Origin of the sequence: Bernardetia sp. (assembly GCF_020630935.1) — a bacterium.
In the GTDB taxonomy this organism is placed as follows: Bacteria; Bacteroidota; Bacteroidia; order Cytophagales; family Bernardetiaceae; genus Bernardetia.
Map to the genome: position 1 here is coordinate 13,721 of NZ_JAHDIG010000053.1, position 20,331 is coordinate 34,051.

The 20,331-nt window shown below is 33.1% G+C and carries 18 protein-coding genes; 10 read left to right on the forward strand and 8 right to left on the reverse strand.

Translation table 11 applies throughout. From position 1 onward, the window contains the following. Positions 1 to 2: 2 nt before the first annotated feature. The 4 genes from QZ659_RS14455 to QZ659_RS14470 form a co-directional block, all read right to left on the reverse strand. On the reverse strand, positions 3 to 1,205 hold the full coding sequence (locus QZ659_RS14455; RefSeq protein ID WP_291726614.1) for a glycosyltransferase: 1,203 nt from the start codon (positions 1,203 to 1,205) through the stop codon (positions 3 to 5). A 91-nt stretch (positions 1,206 to 1,296) separates the two neighbouring features. Next, on the reverse strand, positions 1,297 to 3,681 hold the full coding sequence (locus QZ659_RS14460; RefSeq protein WP_291726616.1) for a S41 family peptidase: 2,385 nt from the start codon (positions 3,679 to 3,681) through the stop codon (positions 1,297 to 1,299). Between the two features lie 222 nt (positions 3,682 to 3,903). Continuing rightward, positions 3,904 to 4,845: a PspC domain-containing protein gene (locus QZ659_RS14465; RefSeq protein WP_291726617.1), complete on the reverse strand. Its 942-nt coding sequence runs from the start codon at positions 4,843 to 4,845 to the stop codon at positions 3,904 to 3,906. A 215-nt stretch (positions 4,846 to 5,060) separates the two neighbouring features. Further along, positions 5,061 to 5,426 carry a PadR family transcriptional regulator gene (locus QZ659_RS14470; protein ID WP_366935869.1) on the reverse strand — a complete coding sequence of 122 codons (366 nt, stop codon included), beginning with the start codon at positions 5,424 to 5,426 and terminating at the stop codon, positions 5,061 to 5,063. A gap of 535 nt (positions 5,427 to 5,961) precedes the next feature. Between QZ659_RS14470 and QZ659_RS14475 the strand changes: the two genes are divergently transcribed. Both QZ659_RS14475 and fumC read left to right on the forward strand, forming a co-directional pair. Beyond that, positions 5,962 to 6,825, forward strand: a complete 864-nt coding sequence (locus tag QZ659_RS14475) for a hypothetical protein (protein ID WP_291726619.1) — start codon at positions 5,962 to 5,964, stop codon at positions 6,823 to 6,825. 178 nt (positions 6,826 to 7,003) lie between these two features. Beyond that, positions 7,004 to 8,404 (forward strand): class II fumarate hydratase, encoded by a 1,401-nt coding sequence (gene fumC / locus QZ659_RS14480; RefSeq protein WP_291726622.1) that lies wholly within the window; start codon positions 7,004 to 7,006, stop codon positions 8,402 to 8,404. 312 nt (positions 8,405 to 8,716) lie between these two features. Here fumC and QZ659_RS14485 read toward each other — a convergent pair whose 3' ends face one another. Then, positions 8,717 to 9,169 carry a hypothetical protein gene (locus QZ659_RS14485; RefSeq protein WP_291726646.1) on the reverse strand — a complete coding sequence of 151 codons (453 nt, stop codon included), beginning with the start codon at positions 9,167 to 9,169 and terminating at the stop codon, positions 8,717 to 8,719. Between the two features lie 364 nt (positions 9,170 to 9,533). Here QZ659_RS14485 and QZ659_RS14490 point away from each other — a divergent pair, with 364 nt between their 5' ends. From QZ659_RS14490 to QZ659_RS14520, 7 genes are all read left to right on the forward strand, one after another. After that, positions 9,534 to 10,811, forward strand: coding sequence for an aspartate kinase (locus tag QZ659_RS14490; RefSeq protein ID WP_291726649.1), 1,278 nt, complete (start codon positions 9,534 to 9,536; stop codon positions 10,809 to 10,811). Between the two features lie 105 nt (positions 10,812 to 10,916). After that, positions 10,917 to 11,651 carry a tetratricopeptide repeat protein gene (locus QZ659_RS14495; protein ID WP_291726652.1) on the forward strand — a complete coding sequence of 245 codons (735 nt, stop codon included), beginning with the start codon at positions 10,917 to 10,919 and terminating at the stop codon, positions 11,649 to 11,651. Between the two features lie 89 nt (positions 11,652 to 11,740). Beyond that, complete coding sequence (locus QZ659_RS14500; protein WP_291726654.1) at positions 11,741 to 12,061, forward strand: hypothetical protein; 321 nt, start codon at positions 11,741 to 11,743, stop codon at positions 12,059 to 12,061. A 369-nt stretch (positions 12,062 to 12,430) separates the two neighbouring features. Then, positions 12,431 to 13,576: a DUF6089 family protein gene (locus tag QZ659_RS14505; protein WP_291726656.1), complete on the forward strand. Its 1,146-nt coding sequence runs from the start codon at positions 12,431 to 12,433 to the stop codon at positions 13,574 to 13,576. A 175-nt stretch (positions 13,577 to 13,751) separates the two neighbouring features. Beyond that, positions 13,752 to 14,462: a DUF6089 family protein gene (locus tag QZ659_RS14510; protein WP_291726660.1), complete on the forward strand. Its 711-nt coding sequence runs from the start codon at positions 13,752 to 13,754 to the stop codon at positions 14,460 to 14,462. A gap of 148 nt (positions 14,463 to 14,610) precedes the next feature. Then, on the forward strand, positions 14,611 to 15,537 hold the full coding sequence (locus QZ659_RS14515) for a ribose-phosphate pyrophosphokinase (RefSeq protein ID WP_291726662.1): 927 nt from the start codon (positions 14,611 to 14,613) through the stop codon (positions 15,535 to 15,537). A 167-nt stretch (positions 15,538 to 15,704) separates the two neighbouring features. Then, entirely contained in the window at positions 15,705 to 17,036 is a 1,332-nt protein-coding gene (locus QZ659_RS14520) for a DUF2254 domain-containing protein (protein ID WP_291726665.1), read from the forward strand. A gap of 96 nt (positions 17,037 to 17,132) precedes the next feature. On the opposite strand, the gene QZ659_RS14525 is transcribed toward QZ659_RS14520, so the two are convergent. From QZ659_RS14525 to QZ659_RS14535, 3 genes are all read right to left on the reverse strand, one after another. Next, a complete protein-coding gene (locus QZ659_RS14525; protein ID WP_291726666.1) occupies positions 17,133 to 17,510 on the reverse strand; it encodes a DUF1987 domain-containing protein in 378 nt (125 codons plus the stop codon). A 23-nt stretch (positions 17,511 to 17,533) separates the two neighbouring features. Beyond that, entirely contained in the window at positions 17,534 to 18,091 is a 558-nt protein-coding gene (locus tag QZ659_RS14530; RefSeq protein ID WP_291726669.1) for a SiaB family protein kinase, read from the reverse strand. A gap of 427 nt (positions 18,092 to 18,518) precedes the next feature. Continuing rightward, the gene (locus QZ659_RS14535; protein WP_291726672.1) at positions 18,519 to 19,421 is read right to left on the reverse strand and encodes a DUF6607 family protein; all 903 of its coding nucleotides are present in this window, start codon (positions 19,419 to 19,421) and stop codon (positions 18,519 to 18,521) included. Between the two features lie 211 nt (positions 19,422 to 19,632). On the opposite strand from QZ659_RS14535, the gene QZ659_RS14540 reads away from it, so the two are divergent. After that, on the forward strand, positions 19,633 to 20,331 hold a 699-nt coding region (locus QZ659_RS14540; RefSeq protein WP_291726675.1), incomplete at its 3' end, for a TonB-dependent receptor plug domain-containing protein.

The window sequence follows — 20,331 nt, forward strand, 5'->3', positions numbered from 1 at the left end:
AGTTACTTTTTAAATAAAATCAAAGTGATTTTTTCTGGATTTCCATTAGTTCCATTTTCTTGTTCGTAGTAATAATCTTCAATAAAATCCTCAAAATCAACAATAAAATAAAATAAGAAATCTCGCACTTGATAAAAGTCTATATTTCCATAGGTATGTTTTAGAAGCTCTGTCATTCTGTATGAAACCTTTACTTTTTCTAACAGAGTATTAATTTTTCGTACTCCTTTGGCTGCTTTGCTTGTTGCATTTTCATCTATCAAAGAAAAAGATTGATTCAATATTAAGGGTTCATTTTTTTCTAATTTCATAAACTGACTTATAAAACTAGAGTACGCCTTTTCGATAGGAAACTCAAAGTTAAAATTAGATTTTAGATTGCCATTTTCAAAAATATGTAAAGCTGGACGCTCTTCTCTTTTATATAGTTTTCCTGATTTTTCGCCATTTGTTTTTTTATGAATGAGTAATTCAGGTTTGTCGTATTTGTTGTGATAATGGTCAATGACAGTTTTTTCCCAACCTTTTGGCTGTGCAAGTGGATTGTTAGATACAGGATGCCATTGATGAAAAACTGGAGACTTTTCCAAAGGAAACCATTTGACATCTAAATTCCTAGATAGGCGATAATGGATGTCTTTATCTTCAATTCCCCACATTCTAAAATACTCATCGAAGCCTCCAATGTGTTTTAATTCAGAAGTTTTGACAGCAAATATTCCTAGTGCTGAAGTTTTGCTACTTTCGTCTAAAGATGTAACGTCTGTATTTTGAAGCGTGTTTAAGTAATTTGTATAGTCAAAATTTGAAGGCAAGTAATAACATTGATAATGAAGAAGTGTATTTTGTTCTACATAATGGCTAATTTCCTCTAAAAAGTTGGGAAGATGAATCATATCTACATCAATAGTTATGAAATAATCTCCTGTTGCTTTGTTTAGAGCCAAATTGAGTGCTTCGGGCTTGCACCAAAACTTTCCTCTTGTTTCAGTATAGATATAAGTAATAAGGTCAGTCTCTTGACAAAACTTTTCTAATTCGGAAGATTTCTCTATATCACTTCCATAATCTATGAAGAAAATTTCTGCTTCTACTGGTATATTATTATTTTGAAATATACTTTGGTTGATGAGAGAAGAGATACATCTTTTAGCAACCTCTACATCTCTGTTGCGATAAGGAACGACAAGAGAAAATTTAAGCATTAGAAAAATAAGTAGAACTAAAAATACATCAATGAAGACGAAAATAGTAGTTTTTTGTTTTCTAAGCTAGTAACCGTCTAAAAATAAAGTTTTATTTCAATATCTGATTGGAAAGAACATATTCCATTTTTTCTAGGGTTTCTCTATTCAAAACCTCTCCAAAAAGAAACTTTCCCTCTTTTCCCAATACCAAAACAACAGGTTCGCTGCTTGTTGGAATATATAAATCCTCAAAAATAGAGTTGCTACTTGGAATAATATCAGCATAAAATGGCGTTCCAATTAAAAATTCTTCTACTTCTTTTTTTTTGCTTTCTGTAAAACCATAAAAAGTGATATTGTTAGATGAATAGGTTTCAATCATTTTGTTGAGTATTGGAATAGCTTCAATAGATTTTGTTGATGTTGGCGACCAAAAAAGAAAAACGCTTAATTTATTTTCTAAATCGTCTTTCAATATTTCATTTTCTGAAAGAAGAGTAAAACTAAAGTTTGGAAAGGCTTTAAAGAGATTTCTCTGCATTGTAAATCCTCTGAACAACGTCATTTTTTCCTCCTTACTCATTTTTGAAAATGGGTAAGAAATTGTTGGTCTGATGATTTTGGTAGTATCAATAACTTGATTTTCTTTGATAAACTTTTTGAAATTATATTTTTCAATCTGTGTAAATTTTGCACTTGTGAAATCGCCATAACGCACAAACATATTCATTACAGAATCTGTTTCATTCTCTTTTTCTAGGTTTTTCTTGAAAAATACATAAATCGGTTGGGCTACCGTTTCATAAGGCGTTCTGTCTGTTCTTTTTTGTAGTCCACTTTCCACTAAAAATGTATTTGGAGTAGTTTGGTGAAGTACGGAAAGATGTTGATAATTTTTGAGCCATAGTTTTCCGTCTTTGAAGATGATTTCTTTTCCTAAGCCATAACTTCCTAGAAATTCTCCTGCATTTTTGGGCAAAATATACGAATTAGGTTGTGGCTTGGTAATATTTTCTAACTGCTTAAAACGTTTTCCATACTTTCGGATATAAGTAAAATCGCTTTTTAAAATGCTTTGTTCATAAGCCATTTTGTAAGCAATGTCAAAAGCCTTATCTACACTTGTTGTATCATAAGCAGAGACAAAAATATTGGGTTTTACTACAAAATCTTCTTCATTTTCTGTTAAACTAATTTCTATATCTGGGACATTGAGCCAAGCATACGCACTAACACCCACAGAGCGAGTGATTGTATTTTGTCCTTTTGTGTCTTCGCCTATCACAATAGCATTTCTATATTTTTGTAAAACTTTTGCTATCCATTCAGCTATATCAGAGGTGTTTCTGTCCGTTAAGATATAAATAGGACGCTCATAATAACGCAAGGTGTAGTATTTTTCATAGTTTTTATCTACTTCTAATGGATAATGAGAGTAATGGTATAAATAATTTCCTCCTTTGAAGAAAGGTTTTACTTCTTCGGTTTTTGTCATTAGAGAAATAGTAGGGTTTTCTACTGTTTTCCTGCGTGGCTTTCCATTATCTTTTAAATATTCTCTAGTGTGAAAAACTTTTGCTGTTCCTAAATTATAGGTTGTGTCTGGACGAAAAAAACGCTCCACAAACCAAATGGGTACGCTCATTTCATTGATACTTTTGTCTTTTGTAAAGAATTTACTTTCAGGTTTGTAAAAACTAGCTTCTCTTAAATCTAAAATCAAGGCATCTGTAAAGAGAAATTCTTGAATTAAGTTTTTTATGAAACGCTCATCTACATAATTAGCAGTAGGTAAGAACGAACATTTTAAATAGCCAATATTTCCTTCTAAGATTTCTTTTTTCTCAAATCCGTTTACTAAATAATCTAAATTATAACGTGTAGAGTTATAGTTCCATAAATTGGTTTCGTAAGAAGCTCTGCGTCTGCCTCTTTTAACAGCTATTTTTCTAAATCCAGACTTGCCTTGAGCTATTCGATTATAGAAATTCTTTTTATTATAACGAAATAAACGCCACCATAAAGAGCCATACCTTAAATAGTGTGTATATTCATCAGACTTCAATCTTTCTCCTTTCCACCCATTTCCCCAAACATGTTCTCTACCACAACTACAAAATCTTGACTTTCTATGAAATCCAAATTTTTCATCTTCTCCATGAACGTAACCCTCTTGTGGAGCAGTATTTTCAAGGGATAAAGCTGTATTATTGTCTAATTCATACCAATAGTGGTTTAGGTAAAAGGCAAATTCTTGTAAATTATATTCTATCAGAGAATCTATAAAAGCATTGTTTCCGATTTCTAAAATGGGTTTTCTATACAGTGAATCTGTCGTATAAAGACAAATTGTAGAGTCTAGTCTAGTTTTAAATTTTTCCACTTCTTCTTTTTCTATGATGCGTTCTGGTTTGCGTTGTGAGAAAGCAATAGTATAACTAACAACAGTAAAAAATAAACAAAGAAGGACAGTTTTTAGAAATGAGAGTTGCATATTTTAATGCTAAAAGGGATAACGCATGGTTATCCTTACAAAAAAGATAATAATAATTTGACAAATCTAAACAAAAAATATGTATTGACTAAAATTTTAGTTGAAAAACTTTGTTTTTAGTTGTTTGTGTTTAGACAAGAAAAAACTCCTTAAAACAATTATTATGATGCTTTAAGGAGTTTTGCAGAAATGAATAGTTATCATTTACCACTTATAATTTATCTAAAAGTGTTTTTTAAAGAATTTAGAATTTTTGATTTTTGAAGCTGTTGAGCTTACAGTATCTTCAAACTGACTTTCTACTTGTGCTACTCTAGCTTTAAAACTCTCATCTTCCAAGAAAGAAGGTTTTTCTTCCAAGTCAATTTGCTCTTGTAGGCTTTTTGCTTCTGGCATAGCAATCCAAAGAGCTAAATAAGCTAAAAGTCCGAATCCGTCTAAGAATAGAGTTCCAATGAAAAGCAAGCGTACTATTGTCTCATCAATACCAAAATATTTTGCAATTCCTGAAGCTACACCACCTACTTTTTTATCGACCATGCTACGCATAAAACGCTTCGTTTTGGCAAGTGCAGATGTTGATTCTTGTTTTTCTAACATTCCTTCCTTAGGGTCTTTTGGCATTGCTAACCAAGAGGCTGCATACAGAGGAATACCAAATCCACCAGCAAAAAGACTAGCTACAAAACCCAAACGAACAAAAGCTGGGTCAATATTGTAATAATCAGCAATTCCAGAGGCTACACCACCAATTTTTTTATCTCTCTTTTTGAGTGTAAATTTTTTGCCTACACTACGCAATTCTTTTTTAGGAGCAGCTTTTTTGAGAGTTTGCCATTGGTCTTTTCGCTCAAAATAACCTAAATCTAAATCTATACCTTCTGCAATCGCAATTTCTTTTGCTGTTCCGACTTGCAAAATCATGATTTCAATATCATTTTTGTCAATCGTTCCTTTATCAATACTCAAACGCTCCAAGAGAACTTCTGCCATTCTTGTTTCGATATCCTCAATCGTCATTGAATCTTCTGGAAAGCAACGCTTCAAATCCATTAGATAGGCTTTTAGTGTTGGATAAGCTGCTTGCTCAACGTGAAAAGAAATGGATGCAATATTAACTTCCAAAGTATTGTTTAAAGACGAATTTGTGTGGAGTGGAGGCATGATAAATTGAGAGTTTAGGTTTGAACACTTAGAATATATATTGTTATTTGCTTCTAAGTTTTCTGATGTAGTTGATAGATAATTAGTTAGTAATAGGTAATGATGAAAAATTACATTTTTTTTAAATTATTTTGTAGGTTAAATGCCTTGTCTTTGACAAAGAAGAGAAACTGTATTCATTTTAAAATCTGATTTCTCCTTTCTAAATAGTTTTTTTAGCTGGCTTGTCGTTGTTCTTGTCTATTCTGATTTGTATTTTCTAAAAGAGTATTTGTTGAAAAAACAAGTTGATGCCAAGAGTTGGTCAATCCTTGTAAAAAATCATGTCCATTGTCTGTTAAGCGATAATATTTTCTTGGAGGACCTCCTGTAGATTCTTGCCACGAGTAAGTAACTAATCCAGATTTATTCAGACGATTTAGAAGTGGATAAAGCGTTCCTTCTACTACCAATAATTGAGCTTCCTTTAAGCTGCGAAGTAGCTCAGAAGCATACACTTCACCACCTGCAATTACACGCAAAACACACAGTTCCAAAATTCCTTTTCGCATTTGTACTTCAGCATTTTCTAATGTAATCACGTCTTATTTGGTTAAATGTTTAATTGTTTTAGTGAATAATGAAAGAGCTTAAAACTCTAACAATGTCCGTATGTCTTCTTATACGAAGCAGTATAAAAAAGGTTACTATGTTATGCAAGGTAGTAGGTAAAATAATTTGTAATGAGCAAGTGAAAATATGAAAAGTGTTGATTTTCAGTGAGTTATGAGTGGTTTTTAAGTTGGATGAATTGTAAAATATTTATAACATTATGAAAGCAAAGAAAATTTTTGCTAAAAAAAGAGAGCAAGTGCAAAAAATAATGTATATTTATCGTTGCTAATCAATTACGAATTAAAAATTACGAATTACGACCTGATAAAGCAGTGAAGCTAATTGAAATACAATATAATCAGTTACGGATTTGTGGTTTTATGATTTTTGAAATTCTACCTTTACAAAAGATTTTTTAGTGTTGTGTCTAACTAATTTTAAGTAATCAGAGTTAAGACAAATAATTCGTAATTAGCTTCGCTGAATGCTTATTTCGTAATTAAAAAAAATCGTAATTGAGTCATGTCAAAATCAAATACACCATTCGGATATATCAAGGGTTCTATTAATCAGCCTGTGAGCATCGTAAAGTATGCGATTGGCGTGGTGGCGATTGCTGCTTTAGTAGCTTTTATCTTCAATACAACACAGGGTTCTGATAAAAAAGAGGTAGAAAATACATTTTTGTTAGAAGACATTAGAAAAACTAACGAAGAGCATCTCAAAACGATTGCAGACCTTCAAAAACAGTTAGAAGAGTCAGAAAACAATGCAGCCAAAATAAAGGAAGAACTCATTCAAAAACAAGCGCAGATAGATTCGAAAGGTGCACAAATTGATGCAAAAGAAGGAAGTATCGGAACGCTCCAAACACAACTTAGCGATTTGAAAAATGACAAAATGCGTCTGCATCAAATTATAGATGAACGTGGAAGAGAACTAGCTCAAATGACAGAGCGAAACAAAGAACAAAATTCGCTTTTAGAAACCACTCAAAACAATCTTCAAAAGTCGCAAGAACAAACTCGTCAAGACCAACAAGCTATTAAAAACCTTCAAGAAGAACTTCGTGGACTCAATGAAAAAGTAAATATTGCCTACAACCACGAAAAAGATTTGCAAAGCCAAGTTAATAAGCTCTTGACAGACCTCAACCAAACTCGTACAGAGCTTAATCAGTCAAGAATGGATTTGAGTGATGCTAAAGCAGAGCTACGTATTTTGAAGGAACTTCACCCAATGAACAATAACGTTCCTGTTCAGCAAATCACACTCTCACAACAGCAACCTCAAGAAGAAAGTAGTGCCAATGCCCTCAAAATGGTAGCTATCGTTTCTGTAATTGTGATGTTTATTGTTTTTGTTGTTTATATGCTTAGAGATTAGGAATAAATTTGGAATTGAAATTTTAGAATGGAAAGCTCATTTAGTTTTTTTTACTCAAATGGTCTGCTTTTGACATTTGACCAAAAAACAACAAAATTTGCAATCCCACTACAAAGTCTGTAATTTTATCTTTCATACAATTCATAATTTTTAATCTGTAATTTTTAATTGAATTTCTATGTCAGATTTTCGTATTGAGCGTGATACAATGGGCGAGGTAAAAGTGCCTGCCGACAAATACTGGGGCGCACAAACAGAGCGTAGCCGTAACAATTTCAAAATAGGTGATGAGGCTTCTATGCCAAAAGAAATCGTCTATGCGTTTGCTTATCTCAAAAAAGCTGCTGCACAAGCCAATACAGAATTAGGCGTTTTGGCAAAGGAAAAAAGTGACCTTATTGGAAAAGCGTGTGATGAGATTTTGGATGGAAAGTTAGATGACCAATTTCCTCTAGTAATTTGGCAAACAGGTTCGGGAACACAGTCGAATATGAATGTGAATGAAGTGGTGGCATACCGTGGACACGTTTTGAGTGGTGGAAACTTGACAGATGAGAAAAAAGCTCTTCACCCTAACGATGATGTAAACAAATCGCAGTCTTCAAATGACACATTTCCAACAGCAATGCACATTGCAGCCTACAAACTCGTTACAGAAAATACGATTAAGGGCATAGAAAAATTGCGTGATACGCTACAAAGCAAATCAGAGGAATTTAAAGACATTGTAAAGACGGGGCGTACTCACTTTATGGATGCTACTCCTCTTACACTCGGACAAGAGTTTTCTGGTTATGTTCAACAACTCAATAACTCTTTGCGCTGCATCAAAAATGCGCTAGAAATGGTAAGAGAGCTTGCTCTTGGAGGAACTGCCGTAGGAACAGGACTAAATACACCAAAAGGATATGATGTTTTGGTAGCTGAAAAAATTGCTAACCTTACGGGTTTACCTTTCGTAACTGCACCAAACAAATTTGAAGCTTTAGCTGCTCACGATGCGATGGTAGAGCTTTCTGGTGCATTGAAGCGTACAGCTGTTGCACTTATGAAAATCGGCAATGATATTCGTATGTTGGGGTCAGGTCCTCGTTGTGGTATTGGAGAAATTATGCTTCCAGAAAACGAACCAGGTTCTTCTATTATGCCAGGAAAAGTAAACCCTACACAGCCAGAAGCTATGACGATGGTTTGCGCTCAAGTAATGGGTAATGATATGGCTGTTTCGGTGGGTGGCTCAAACGGACACTTCGAACTCAATGTTTTCAAGCCATTGATTGCTGCTAATGTTCTTCAATCGGCTCGTCTGATTGGTGATGCTTGTGTGTCATTTACAGATAACTGTGCTGTAGGAATTGAACCAAACAAAGAAAATATACAAAAGCATTTAGAAAATTCTTTAATGCTCGTTACGGCTCTCAATACACATATTGGTTACGAAAAAGCTGCTAAAATTGCCAAGAAAGCGCATAAAGAAAACAAAACATTGCGCCAAGCTGCTGTAGAACTAGAATTTTTGACTTCTGAACAGTTTGATGAGTGGGTGGTACCTGCAAATATGATTGGTTCTATGAAATAAATTTGTAGCTCATTCTTTAGAATGAGAAAGCTAAAACCCTAAGAGTGTTTAAAAATTCTTAGGGTTTTATCATTTATTTTACTTTTAACTCCAACAACTATCAAAAAGATGGTTGTTTATATTTAACGTGAACTCGGGATTAAAAACCAATCTTAAATGCTTCTCTATACACTACAAAAACTATTTTAGGTCTGCTCTAACGAGACTGACCTACTTTTAATCAAGGTCAGCCCAAAGGGCAGTACCGAAGATTAAAAGAATATCATAACTCATTGATAATCAATAAATATAATTCCGAGTTCACGTTATTTATTAATTATACTTTTCAAATGTTTTTTGTAAACCTTCAATTAAATTTCTAACTGACTTTGAGCCACAATAGATACCAATTTTACGTTTCCACTTTAGCCTTGTAATCTGCTCTCCTTCATATACTGTAATTGAAATCGGTGTAAAATAATCACAGTTAATTTCATTAATTTCCATTTCGTAGGATAATAAACTTTCTGTAGGCTCTTCATAAACTTTTGCAATAAATGGTTCATCTGATAAACTGATGGTTTTCAAAGCTTGAAAGCTATTAGAGTTGATATCATAACAACTATCAATCTCAATTTTAGAACTATTAACTCGAAAAGCTACGTACTCACATTTTTTGCCATAATATATTCTACTAACTAGTAACATACTTTTATTTTTCTCATTTTGGCTAAACACTGATAAAGAAAAAATGATTGATAACAAGACTCCAAAAACTATTCTCATTTTACTTACAAATTTAAAGTGATGTATTATGTGTATAATACATAATTTGAGTTTCCGTCACATTTATACCCAATAAAAATTAAATTTGGAATTTAACTATTTACAATCAATTAATAACGCTATCTTTATTTATGTTCTAACGAAGCAACACCAACTCAAAAACTACATTTTAGATTTTCAATCTTTAGCTTACCAAAGATAATTTTTAGCTATCCATTCTCCATATAAGAATAACATATCTTAAATTCTTGCCTAAGAATATTCTACTTTGTTTCTTTGCAACTTTAATTTTTGTGATAACTTTAACACACAACACAAAAACTTTTCAGTTTATGAATTTTAATTTTTAATTGACCATTTTTCCATGTTACATGTATTCAAATTTGGTGGTGCGTCTGTAAAAGATGCTCCTGCTGTCAGAAATGTAAGCACTATTTTACGCTCATTTATTGACAAAAAAGATAAACTCGTTATTGTTGTTTCTGCTATGGGCAAGACGACAAACCATTTAGAAGACGTATTTAAGGCAGCCAAATCGAAACAGGAAGACAAGGTCAAACAGATTTTAAAACAGATTGAAGACTATCACTATCAGATTGCAGATGAGCTTTTTGATGGTGAGCGTGAAAAAATTGTCTATAAAATTCTTCAAAAATATATTTTTCAGCTTGAGGCAACTCTCAATGACGACGAACCCAACTGGGACAAGCACTACGACCAAGTAATTTGTTTTGGTGAGCTTATGTCGACAGCTATCGTTTCAGAGTATTTGAAAATGGAACACGATGACAAATGTCTTTGGGTAGATGCTCGTCGTTTTGTACAGACAAACGAACGTTGGAGAGAAGGGCAAGTAGATTGGGAATGGTCGGAACAACTCATCAGAGCCGAACTTTTACCTATGCTAGAACAACGTTTTGTTTTGACACAAGGCTTTATTGGAGGAACAATTGGAGGAAAAACAACGACGCTTGGACGTGAGGGTTCAGATTTTACGGCTGCTGTTTTTGCCTATTGTTTGAAGGCTGATGGTGTTACGATTTGGAAAGATGTTTCTGGAATTTTGAATGCTGACCCAAAAAGAATAAAAAATACACTTCTTTTTAAACAAATCAATTATTCTGATGCTGCTGAAATGACGTATTATGGAGCGACAGTTATTCACCCAAAAACAATTCGTCCGTTGGCTGCAAAGGGAATAACACTTTACGTACGTTCTTTTATTAATGCAGAAATAGAAGGTACTAAAATTGGAGATTTTGAAACGCTGCCCTCTATTCCTTCTATAATCGTTAAAGGTAACCAAAGTATGTTTATTTTTAAGGCAAAAGATTTGGCTGCTATCAATGAGCGAAACCAACTGGCTTATATTCATTCAGAGTTGAATCGTCATAATATCAAAACAAACTTGCTTCAAGTGTCAGCTACTTCTTTTTCTGTTTGTACTGATACAGATGCTCGTAAGTTAGAAATGCTAGAAAAATCTCTTACTTCCGATTTTGAACTTTCAGTAGTGGATAATTTAGAGCTTATTACTATCAAAAATTATGATGCTGAAACACTCAATAATTTTACTGGACTAGGAAATGCAACTATTTCACAGCGTTCAGAAGAAGTATATCAAGTAGTTGTTAAAAAGTAATTTTCCTTTATCGATAATCTTTAAATGGACAGGGTTTCAGCCCTGTCCATTTTTTATGTAAATTTGCAAATTGTTTAAAATCAGTCATTGAATTATATTCATTTTATGCAGCCACAAGAAATACCAGCAGCTTATAACGAAGCTTGCAAAGCCTACGAAACAAGAAAATACGACATTGCTTTAGAAAAACTAAATGCTACTTTAGAAGAAGACTCAAAATTTGCTCCTGCATTTTATATAAAAGGTCTGACTTATATGCAGCTTCAAGATTGGAGGAATGCTTACGATAATTTTAAAGCCTATTCTCAAATTACTCCAGAAAAAGGTGATACCTATCTCAATATGGGTACAGCAATGCTAAATATGAAACAGCCTAGAACAGCAATTTCATATTTTGATTTTGCCCTTTCTTTAAGAATGACAGAAAACAGACCCGAACGAGCGCATCTCAATAAAGCCTTAGCTTTCAGGCAGATAAATGATAATGATAAAGCATTAGAATCTTTTGAAGCTGCTCTAAAGCTGCATCCTCACTTTGATGATGCTTTATTGGAAATGGCAAAATTGCAATTAGACTTAGGAAAAAATGAAGAAGCTCTCACATATTACCAACGAGTAATTGACTTGCCAAAACAGCGTAAAAATTTTCCTCTGTGGGAAGTATGGGTAGGTTTAGCTCTTGTACAGACTGAACTCAAACAGTTTTCGAAGGCTCTTATTTCAATAGAAGAATCTATTGAACTCAATCCGAATACAATAGGTTTTTTCAAAACTAACGAAACATTTAATATTTTAAGAGAAAGCGAATACAAAGATGATTTTGAAACAATTTTAGGCTAAAATAGTGATTATTTATTAGATGTATCAGAAACAATTTTCATAAAATAAGGTTGAAGAAATAAATATTTTTTCAACTTAATTTTTATGTTATGGATAAAAGAACACTAAAAACAATCACTTCGGCAGTTAGTGGAGCAGAAACTGCTATTCGATACTTACCTGGAAACCTACACCACAAACCAGAGTATGAAGGTGCATTTGGAGCTGTTGCCTCGCTTACTGGTGTAGTAGCCTTTGGACAAGCACTGTTTAAAAAGGATGCTTTTAATGAAGATAATCGTATTAATACAGGAATTATTTTATGTTTGAGTGCTGCCAGTATCTTACAAGGTGTCAAGAAGATAAAGCAGGCTTACGCTAAAAAAACTGGAAATTATCAGATGATGGAAGAACCTATGTCAAAAAGTTAAACAGAAAAACAAACAAATTTTTAAAATTCCTATTTGTTAGAAAAGCAGATAGGAATTTTTATTTAGAAAATTTAAAATTTAACACAGTATTTGCTCCAATTTTTTATAAATTTATAAGCGATAGCATAATTTTTGCCTATTTTTGTGTTAGGTAATAGTTTTATTCCTTTTCTGAACAGAATAATTATACTTAATGGTTTGATTTTGAGGGAGGAGATAAAATTTTTTTGTATTTTTTGAGTTTATTCTAATAAGAGGTGGTTCAGAATCAAATTTTCTATTGTCTTTACTACAAACACTCTAAAAATAGCTCTATACATTTATCTTGTCTAGTGAATAGCTACGACAGATTTTTAAAAAATCGTTTCTATGAAAAAAATTCTTTTTACATTTCTATTCGCTTTGCTTGGAGTTGCTTTTTTAGCAACTGAAGAAGTACAGGCACAAGTAGGAAATAAATACTACTACAAAAAAACAACTCCCCGAAGAGGACCTCATAATCATAAATGGGTGTGGACAAAACGCAGACAATATGTAAGTGTTGGGTTGAATGTCAATGCAATGAACTATTTTGGAGATATTGTGCCAAAACCTAGTTTTTGGAGTACCGACTTACGTTTTACTCGTCCAAATATTGGAATTTTTGTAGAGAAAAAATTCCGTCCACAGTTTTCAGCTCGTTTAGGACTCAACTGGGGAAGACTCTTGAGTTATGACGTAGAAACGGCAGACCCAGCAGATAGTCATGATTTTTTCCGTTATATTCGTAATGCTCATTTTAGAAATGATATTTTCGAACTCAATACTACTTTTCGTTGGGATCTGATGAGTTCAGAACGTCTCAATAAAGAATTTTATCAGCGTCCAAAACAATTTGTACCTTACGTTTTGGGTGGATTAGCAGTTTTTTATCACGCACCAAAAGCAAAAGCTCCCGAAACAAAGATTGGAGGAGGTAGCCCAGATTGGGGAGCAGGCGAATGGACAGACTTACAACCTTTGGGTACAGAAGGACAGGGGCGTGAGTACATCAATTTTAGTGGAGATACTGTCAATTTACACAATAAATACTCTAAAGTCCAAGTAGCTTTCCCTGTTGGATTTGGTATTCGCAAAAAACTCTCTAATCGTATAGATATTGCTTTTGAGTTCTCATATCGTTTTTTACTAACAGATTATTTGGATGATGTAAGTCGTAATTATTTGAATTTAGGTGTTTTTGGTGATGATGAATTAGCAAAAGCATTTCACGACCGTTCTTTAGAAGGTGACAGATATGCAACTTTAGAAGAGATGGCTGGTAATGGAGAGCTTTATAGTTTACTGAACCGTTATAGTTATACAGGTATTGATGGACAACAGTATAATACCTTTGATGGTTTTGGTAGCGACCCATACATAGATCCAAGTATTCGTGGAAACCAAAAAGATAATGATGTTTATATGCTTACAGGATTTCATTTGATTTATATTATTCCTCCTCACGGAGTGCGTTGTCCTGTTCGTTTTAAATAGTAATAAGAAAATAAAAAAGAATATTTTTCAGAAAGTGTACAAGTCTAAACTGTTCTTGTACACTTTTTTTGTGATTTTTGATGCTTATGTTAGGAAATGGCTGTAAATTTGTCAATTCTTAAAAGTAAAAATCTAATAGAAATATTATCATTTATAAATTATTAGTCAGAATATTATGATATTTACAGTCTATAAAAAAGCTGTTTTGAGCGTTTTGTGTGTGCTATTTTCCTTTACACTTTGTAATGCTCAAGATTTAGAATTTGGTTTTGGAGCAGGAGTTATGAACTATACAGGTGATATTTCTCCATCTTATAAGGTAAAAAATCTTCGTCCTGCAGGAGAGTTTTTTGTGCGTCTCAATCCAAATCCTATTTTTTCATTTCGCTTTGGTGCTGCAATAGGAGCGATAGGAGCAGATGAAACAGATTCAGAAGAACCTTTCTTTCAGCAAAGAGCAGCAAAATTTGCTGGTACTGTTTATGAAGTATCAGGAAGGGCAGAATATAATTTTAGAGATTATAGAGCAATGAGTGAGCTAAATCGTCTTTCTCCTTATATTTTTCTAGGAGGTTCGGTAGCACATATTTCTGTAAATAGCAATTATTTTGATAGCCAACCCAACGCATTGGAAATTGCTATACCAGTAGGAGTAGGCTTAAAGTATATGTTAGGGCAAAATTATAATCTCGGCTTCGAATTTGGCGCAAGACCTACTTTTACAGATGCAATAGATGGAATGCTTCAAGACAGCAACGCTGATGAAGTAAGTAGTGTAGGGAAATTTCAAATGACAAATCTGTTTACTAAAGATATGTATTATTATACAGGCATTTCTCTTAGTTTTACAATTAGCAGAGTGGTTTGTCCAGCAGAATTTAGGTAATTCTACTCATCAATAATGATAAGATTAGGTTATAAAATGAGTAAATGTAAAATAAAACACTCTTTGATTTGAAATTACTGCTTAGTGTGTTTATTTTTGTCTTAAATCTTTGCAATACTTATTTTTACCCTATTGTTCTTTATACCTTATGAATTCTGTCAAAATATTCTCTGGTTCTTCCTCTCGTTATCTAGCCAAAAAGATTGCTCACTCTTATGGAAAGCCCCTAGGAGAACACAATCTTCAAGTTTTTAGTGATGGAGAAATGTGTCCTAATTATAGCGAATCTATTCGTGGTGCAGATGTATTTATTGTCCAATCTACCTTTCCACCTGCCGATAATCTAATGGAGCTTTTGCTTATGATTGATGCTGCCAAGCGTGCTTCGGCTGGTTCGGTGACCGTAGTAATGCCTTATTTTGGATATGCTCGACAAGACAGAAAAGATAAACCTCGTGTGGCTATCGGTGCAAAACTGGTAGCCAATCTTGTTTCTGCAGCAGGCGCAACTCGTATCATGACTTGTGATTTGCATGCAGGACAGATTCAAGGGTTTTTCGATATTCCTGTTGACCATCTATACGCAACAGCTATTTTTATTCCTTACATTGAATCATTAAAGATTGAAAATCTTGTTTTTGCTTCGCCTGATGTTGGAGGAGTTGCAAGAGCAAGAAGTTATGCTGCCCAGTTTCACGCTGATATGGTAGTTTGTGATAAACACAGAAAGAGAGCCAACGAAATTGCTTCTATGCAAGTAATAGGAGATGTAGAAGGAGCGAATGTAATTATTGTAGATGATCTTATCGATACGGCAGGAACAATTTCAAAGGCTGCACAAGTTCTTTTAGATAACGGTGCTGTGTCTGTACGTGCGATAGCTACACACCCTGTTTTGTCTGGAAAGGCGTATGAAAATATCAATAATTCTCCACTCGTAGAGCTGGCTGTTATGGATACTATTCCATTGAAAGAAGAGTCAGACAAAATAAAAGTATTGTCAGTAGCAGACCTTTTTGCAAAAGCAATTCGTAAAATACACGATAGAGAGTCTATCAGTACACTTTTTATATAAAAAGTAAAAGAAAATTAGAAAAATAACTCTAGTCGTTAGAAATAATTTGATAGAATTTTTCACTCCTTTTTCCTGTATGGAAGAAGGAGTTTTTTTATAGATAACTATTTTAACTTAGAGTGGTTACTTCTAGTAAATAAATAGGATGTATTATAATTTTTTTATCTATGCTTAAACGTCCCTATCAGTACCTTCGAAAAACTTATTTAGCCTTCATAAACAGCATTATTTTTATACCTTCTGTGATGGCTTTCTTGTCTGTTACGTTTTCTATATTGATGATGACCTTTGAAGACTCCGAACTAAGTAATGAAGCGAAGGAGGTCTTGAAGTTTGCGTTAGTAATAGGTGCAGATAATGCTCGTTTCTTGCTCAATGCTTTTATTGGAGGCATTATTTCCCTAATGGTATTTAATTTTTCTATGGTAATGGTAGTCCTTAACCAAGCTGCCACAGCCTTTTCTCCTCGGGTTGTACCAGGGGTGCTAACCAACAAGTCTTATCAAGTGGTTTTAGGAACTTACTTAGGAACAATTTTGTATTGTCTTTTGCTTATTGTGAATATAGGTAAGACAGAAGAAGGAATTTATATTCCTCAACTCAGTATTTTCGTAGGAATGTGTTTAGGAGTATTGTCTTTAATTCTCTTTATTTATTTTATTCATTCCATATCTAGGTCTGTTCAAGTAGATAATATTATTTTGCTTGTATATAACAAGACATTTAAAGAATTAAAATCCAAAGAAGTTAGTAAATATCAAGACTATCAGACAGTTTTTGATAAGGTAGCAAGCTGGCAAACTATCCCAAGCAACCAAAGTGGCTATTTTAGAGAATGTAATAGAAAAAAGTTAGTAAAAGTAGCTAAAAAACACGATATAAAACTGTTTATAAGTCTGAAAGAAGGTTCATTTCTTGTTATTGGTACTCCTTTATTGAAAGTAGATAAAGAAATAAAACAAGAAGTGATGGATGAAATATTAGAAGAGTTTATATTTTATGATAATGAATACATACAAGACAATTATGTATATGGAATTAAGCAATTATCTGAAATAGCAACAAAAGCATTAAGTCCGGGGATAAATGACCCAGAAACAGCTATCCGAACAATAAATTATATGACCTTACTTTTTATAGAAAAAGCTCTTCGTGAGGGTGTTTATTGTTATACTGATGAAGATGACAATACTAGACTTTGGGAGGAAACCTATTCACTCTACAATCTGATGTATCGTTATATTGCACCTATTTTATATTATGGAAAAGATGATGTTATGGTAGTTGAGAGACTCTTTTCTATGATAGAATCTTTGCTTTTGGCACAAAGAATAGAAGGAAAGTTAGATGTGTCTAAAATAAATTCTCTTTTATTAGAGTTTCATAAAACTATCAAAGATAATACTGAGGGAGAGCAGAAAAACTATATCAACAAAGCCATTCTTCGTATTAACTTATTGATGCAAAAAAGTGGGTTTCAACTGCCTTTTTTAGAATAAGAAAATAGAATCACTAAAATTAGCCTTCTTTATAAAAAATATAAGAAGGCTAACCAACTTATAGGAAAAAGAGTAAAATACTACTTTATGTTCCTATTAGTAAGAAAGTAAATTAAATGACAAATCTACATCTTCAGCGTATTCTTCGCCACTCTCAAGCATATCTACATCGTCTTTCTCATAATACCAGTTTACAGTAACATTGCCATTTTTATTTTTACTGTAATCTTCAATTAAATCGAAAATCTCTAAAAAACGACGAGAAGACGAAGTGTTGAAATAAGTCATTCTGAAATTGAAAACAATAGTCCTGCCTTCTTCTTCTAAATACTTGTTGAGCCATTCAAAAATAGGCTGAAAAAACTCAATGGTGTATTCGTGATACGATTCTCCAGAGATTTCTAATTCTCCAGTTTCAGCGTTGAAATTAACAGTAGGGATGTAGTTCTCACCTTCGATTTGGAAGTTTTCCATACGAATATATAATTTTAAGAATTTTATTTATCTAATCTTACAGTAATAGTTAAAAATGATTGGCTAGGGTAGTCTGGGTGTGGGTAAGCCTCTCCAATCAATGGGTTGTTGGATTTGCGAACCATATCAATCAGACCAATGTTAGCTCCAGGTTTGTTTGTACGCTGTGGCGCACGACGTTGTTCTTTATAATATTGTTTCAGTTCTCCATCATCTAAAGAATTAATGTGCTGACAACGCTGCATAACGTGGTCTAGGTTAGAATTTTCTATCAGATTGGAAGAAGAGATTAAAAAATGGTCATCTGCCTCACTTACTAAAAGATAGCCCACTCCAATAGGTTTGTCTTCTTTGATAGAATACGATTTTTCAATAGAATGAAGACTAACATTTTGAGAAAGCTCTATAAAAATAGCAAATATTTTGCGTCCAATATTTGGGTCTTGTTGTGAACTTTTGCGCTTCAAACTACTCGCCAAACGAGAGAGCAAATCTTGAGAAACTACTCCTTGAAAAGCTAGTAACGTTTGATGTTTACGCATTTGGTCGTAAAAATCATATATGACGAAATCGTTATCCATACGCTTAAAATTGTTGTATAGTTTTTTGAAAAAAAGCAAAAAGCAAATCTAAATTTAGTTTTATGCTTCAAAAATGCAAATACATTGTTGTAATACTTCAACTTACCTTTTATCAAAAATCATAATAAATCAGATAAGATTCAATGTTTTTTCGATAAAATATCCAAAATAATAAGGGGACAAGGAAAATAAAGCAAAATTAGCACTGAATTCCAATATTTTCTATGTATAAAATCAAAGTATCAATAGCGAAACTAAACAAAAATTAAGAGAAATAAAATCAATTACCTAGTTTTTTTTAAATTTATTTGGATTTTCTTAGCATTCCGAACTCTTTATTTTTAGCACTAAAATAAAAAACCTATCTCATTCAAAATCAAATAAATGAAATAGGTTGCAAGATTCAAAATAATGAAGCGCATTATATCTACTCTTCTACAAATTCTGAAATAATAGGCTTAATTTTTTTTGTTTCAGAAGTTTCTAATGGGAAAAGGTGCATAAATAGAGGTTTCTTATCTACCACTTTTTTGAGTTTTAAATCTTTATTTCTAGCAAATATACTGTTCCATTCTGTTCTAGCAACAGCCCAAAAGTCTTTGTTATTTTTCCACCACGTTTGGGCAGCCAAGCAACGAGAATCATCTACTTTTTTATATGTATTCATACCTTTTTCAGTAGCAATCAATATATCTTTTCCATCTTTACGCAATACTTTATCATTGTCTTGTTCGTGAATCCAGCCTTCATTTGTAATTTCGTGTAGATTACCACGCACCATAACATTGTAATCATTACGTTTGGTAAACTCACGCCTTGGTAGAGGACTATTCGTTGTGTTGTCCCAATAATGACGACCATCTACATGTACCCAACTTGCTGAACCTTCATAACGTGGGCTATCATCTACTTGAAACACTTTCTGTGTCCATTGTCCTGCCACTTCCGATTTTGGTTGTTGTACAAATTTCCAATTATTATCTCCATCATACATATAAAAATTGGTGTTTTCGTAGCTCCAATCTTGCCTCCAGTGCTTGATAATCATTGTATCATTAGCTAGTAACAAATGTTGCATAGAAACAAATGTAGGAGTTTCCTCTACGAGCTGTACCCACTCCAAAGCTCCAGCCTTATAATTTTCGTGAAATTTGTAAGACGTATCTGGAGAGAAGGTTTCTGCAAAATTAAAGGTTACTTCATAACAACCACACATAGATTTGATGGCTTCTTTATCTTTCGGATTAGGGTCATTGTCTGATGGAGAGGTAAAAGCAGCACCAAAAATTAATAATAAAGAAAGTACACTTGATAAAGTTAATTTTTTCATAACTCAATATGATTTTAAGGTTTAAGTGATAAAAGTAACAAACTTGTTGTCTTATAGCATTAAGATAACAAGTTTGTTACTGCAAAAATATCCTTATTTAGATTAAATAAAAATTATTTTTGAAAATTATTTGGAATAAGTCTAAATAAATATAATATTTGCATCACCAAATACTCATTCAAGCAGAGTTTAATACTTACTATTTATAGCCATGAAATTTTTTTTACCATTATTTTTATGCCTCTTCGTTTCTAATCAGTATCTAGTAGGACAAAATCCGACTCAAGAAGATAGCACCAAGACAGAAGAGCTTAATCAAGTGGTTGTTACAGCTACTCGTAGCGAAAAGTTACTTTCTGAAGTTCCTATACCTATGACAGTTATTGATGAGGAGCAAATTCAAGAGATGGGAAGTTTGCGTTTGAGTGAAGTTTTGATAGAGCAAACAGGGCTAACTCTTCTGCAAGACCACGGACAGGGCATTCAAATTCAGGGTTTTGACCCAGATTATACACTTATTTTGATTGATGGAGAGCCAATTATTGGAAGAGTAGCAGGTACGTTAGAACTTTCAAGAATTGCAGTAGGAAATATTGAACGAATAGAAATTATAAAGGGAGCAAGTTCTAGTCTGTATGGTTCGGAGGCTTTGGCTGGAGTTATCAATATTATTACTAAAAATCCAAATGGTACAAGTGTAGAACTTTCAGCACGTTATGGAACAAACCAAACTACTGATTTTGGAATTTCTTTACAGACAAGAAAAAATAAGCTATCTGTAACAGCATTTGCCAACCGATATGGAAGCGAAGGGTACGACTTTACCCCAGAAACGTTTGGACAGACCGTAGAACCGTTTCATAACTATACTTTCCAAAGTAAAATTGCTTATGATTTTACAGACAAAATA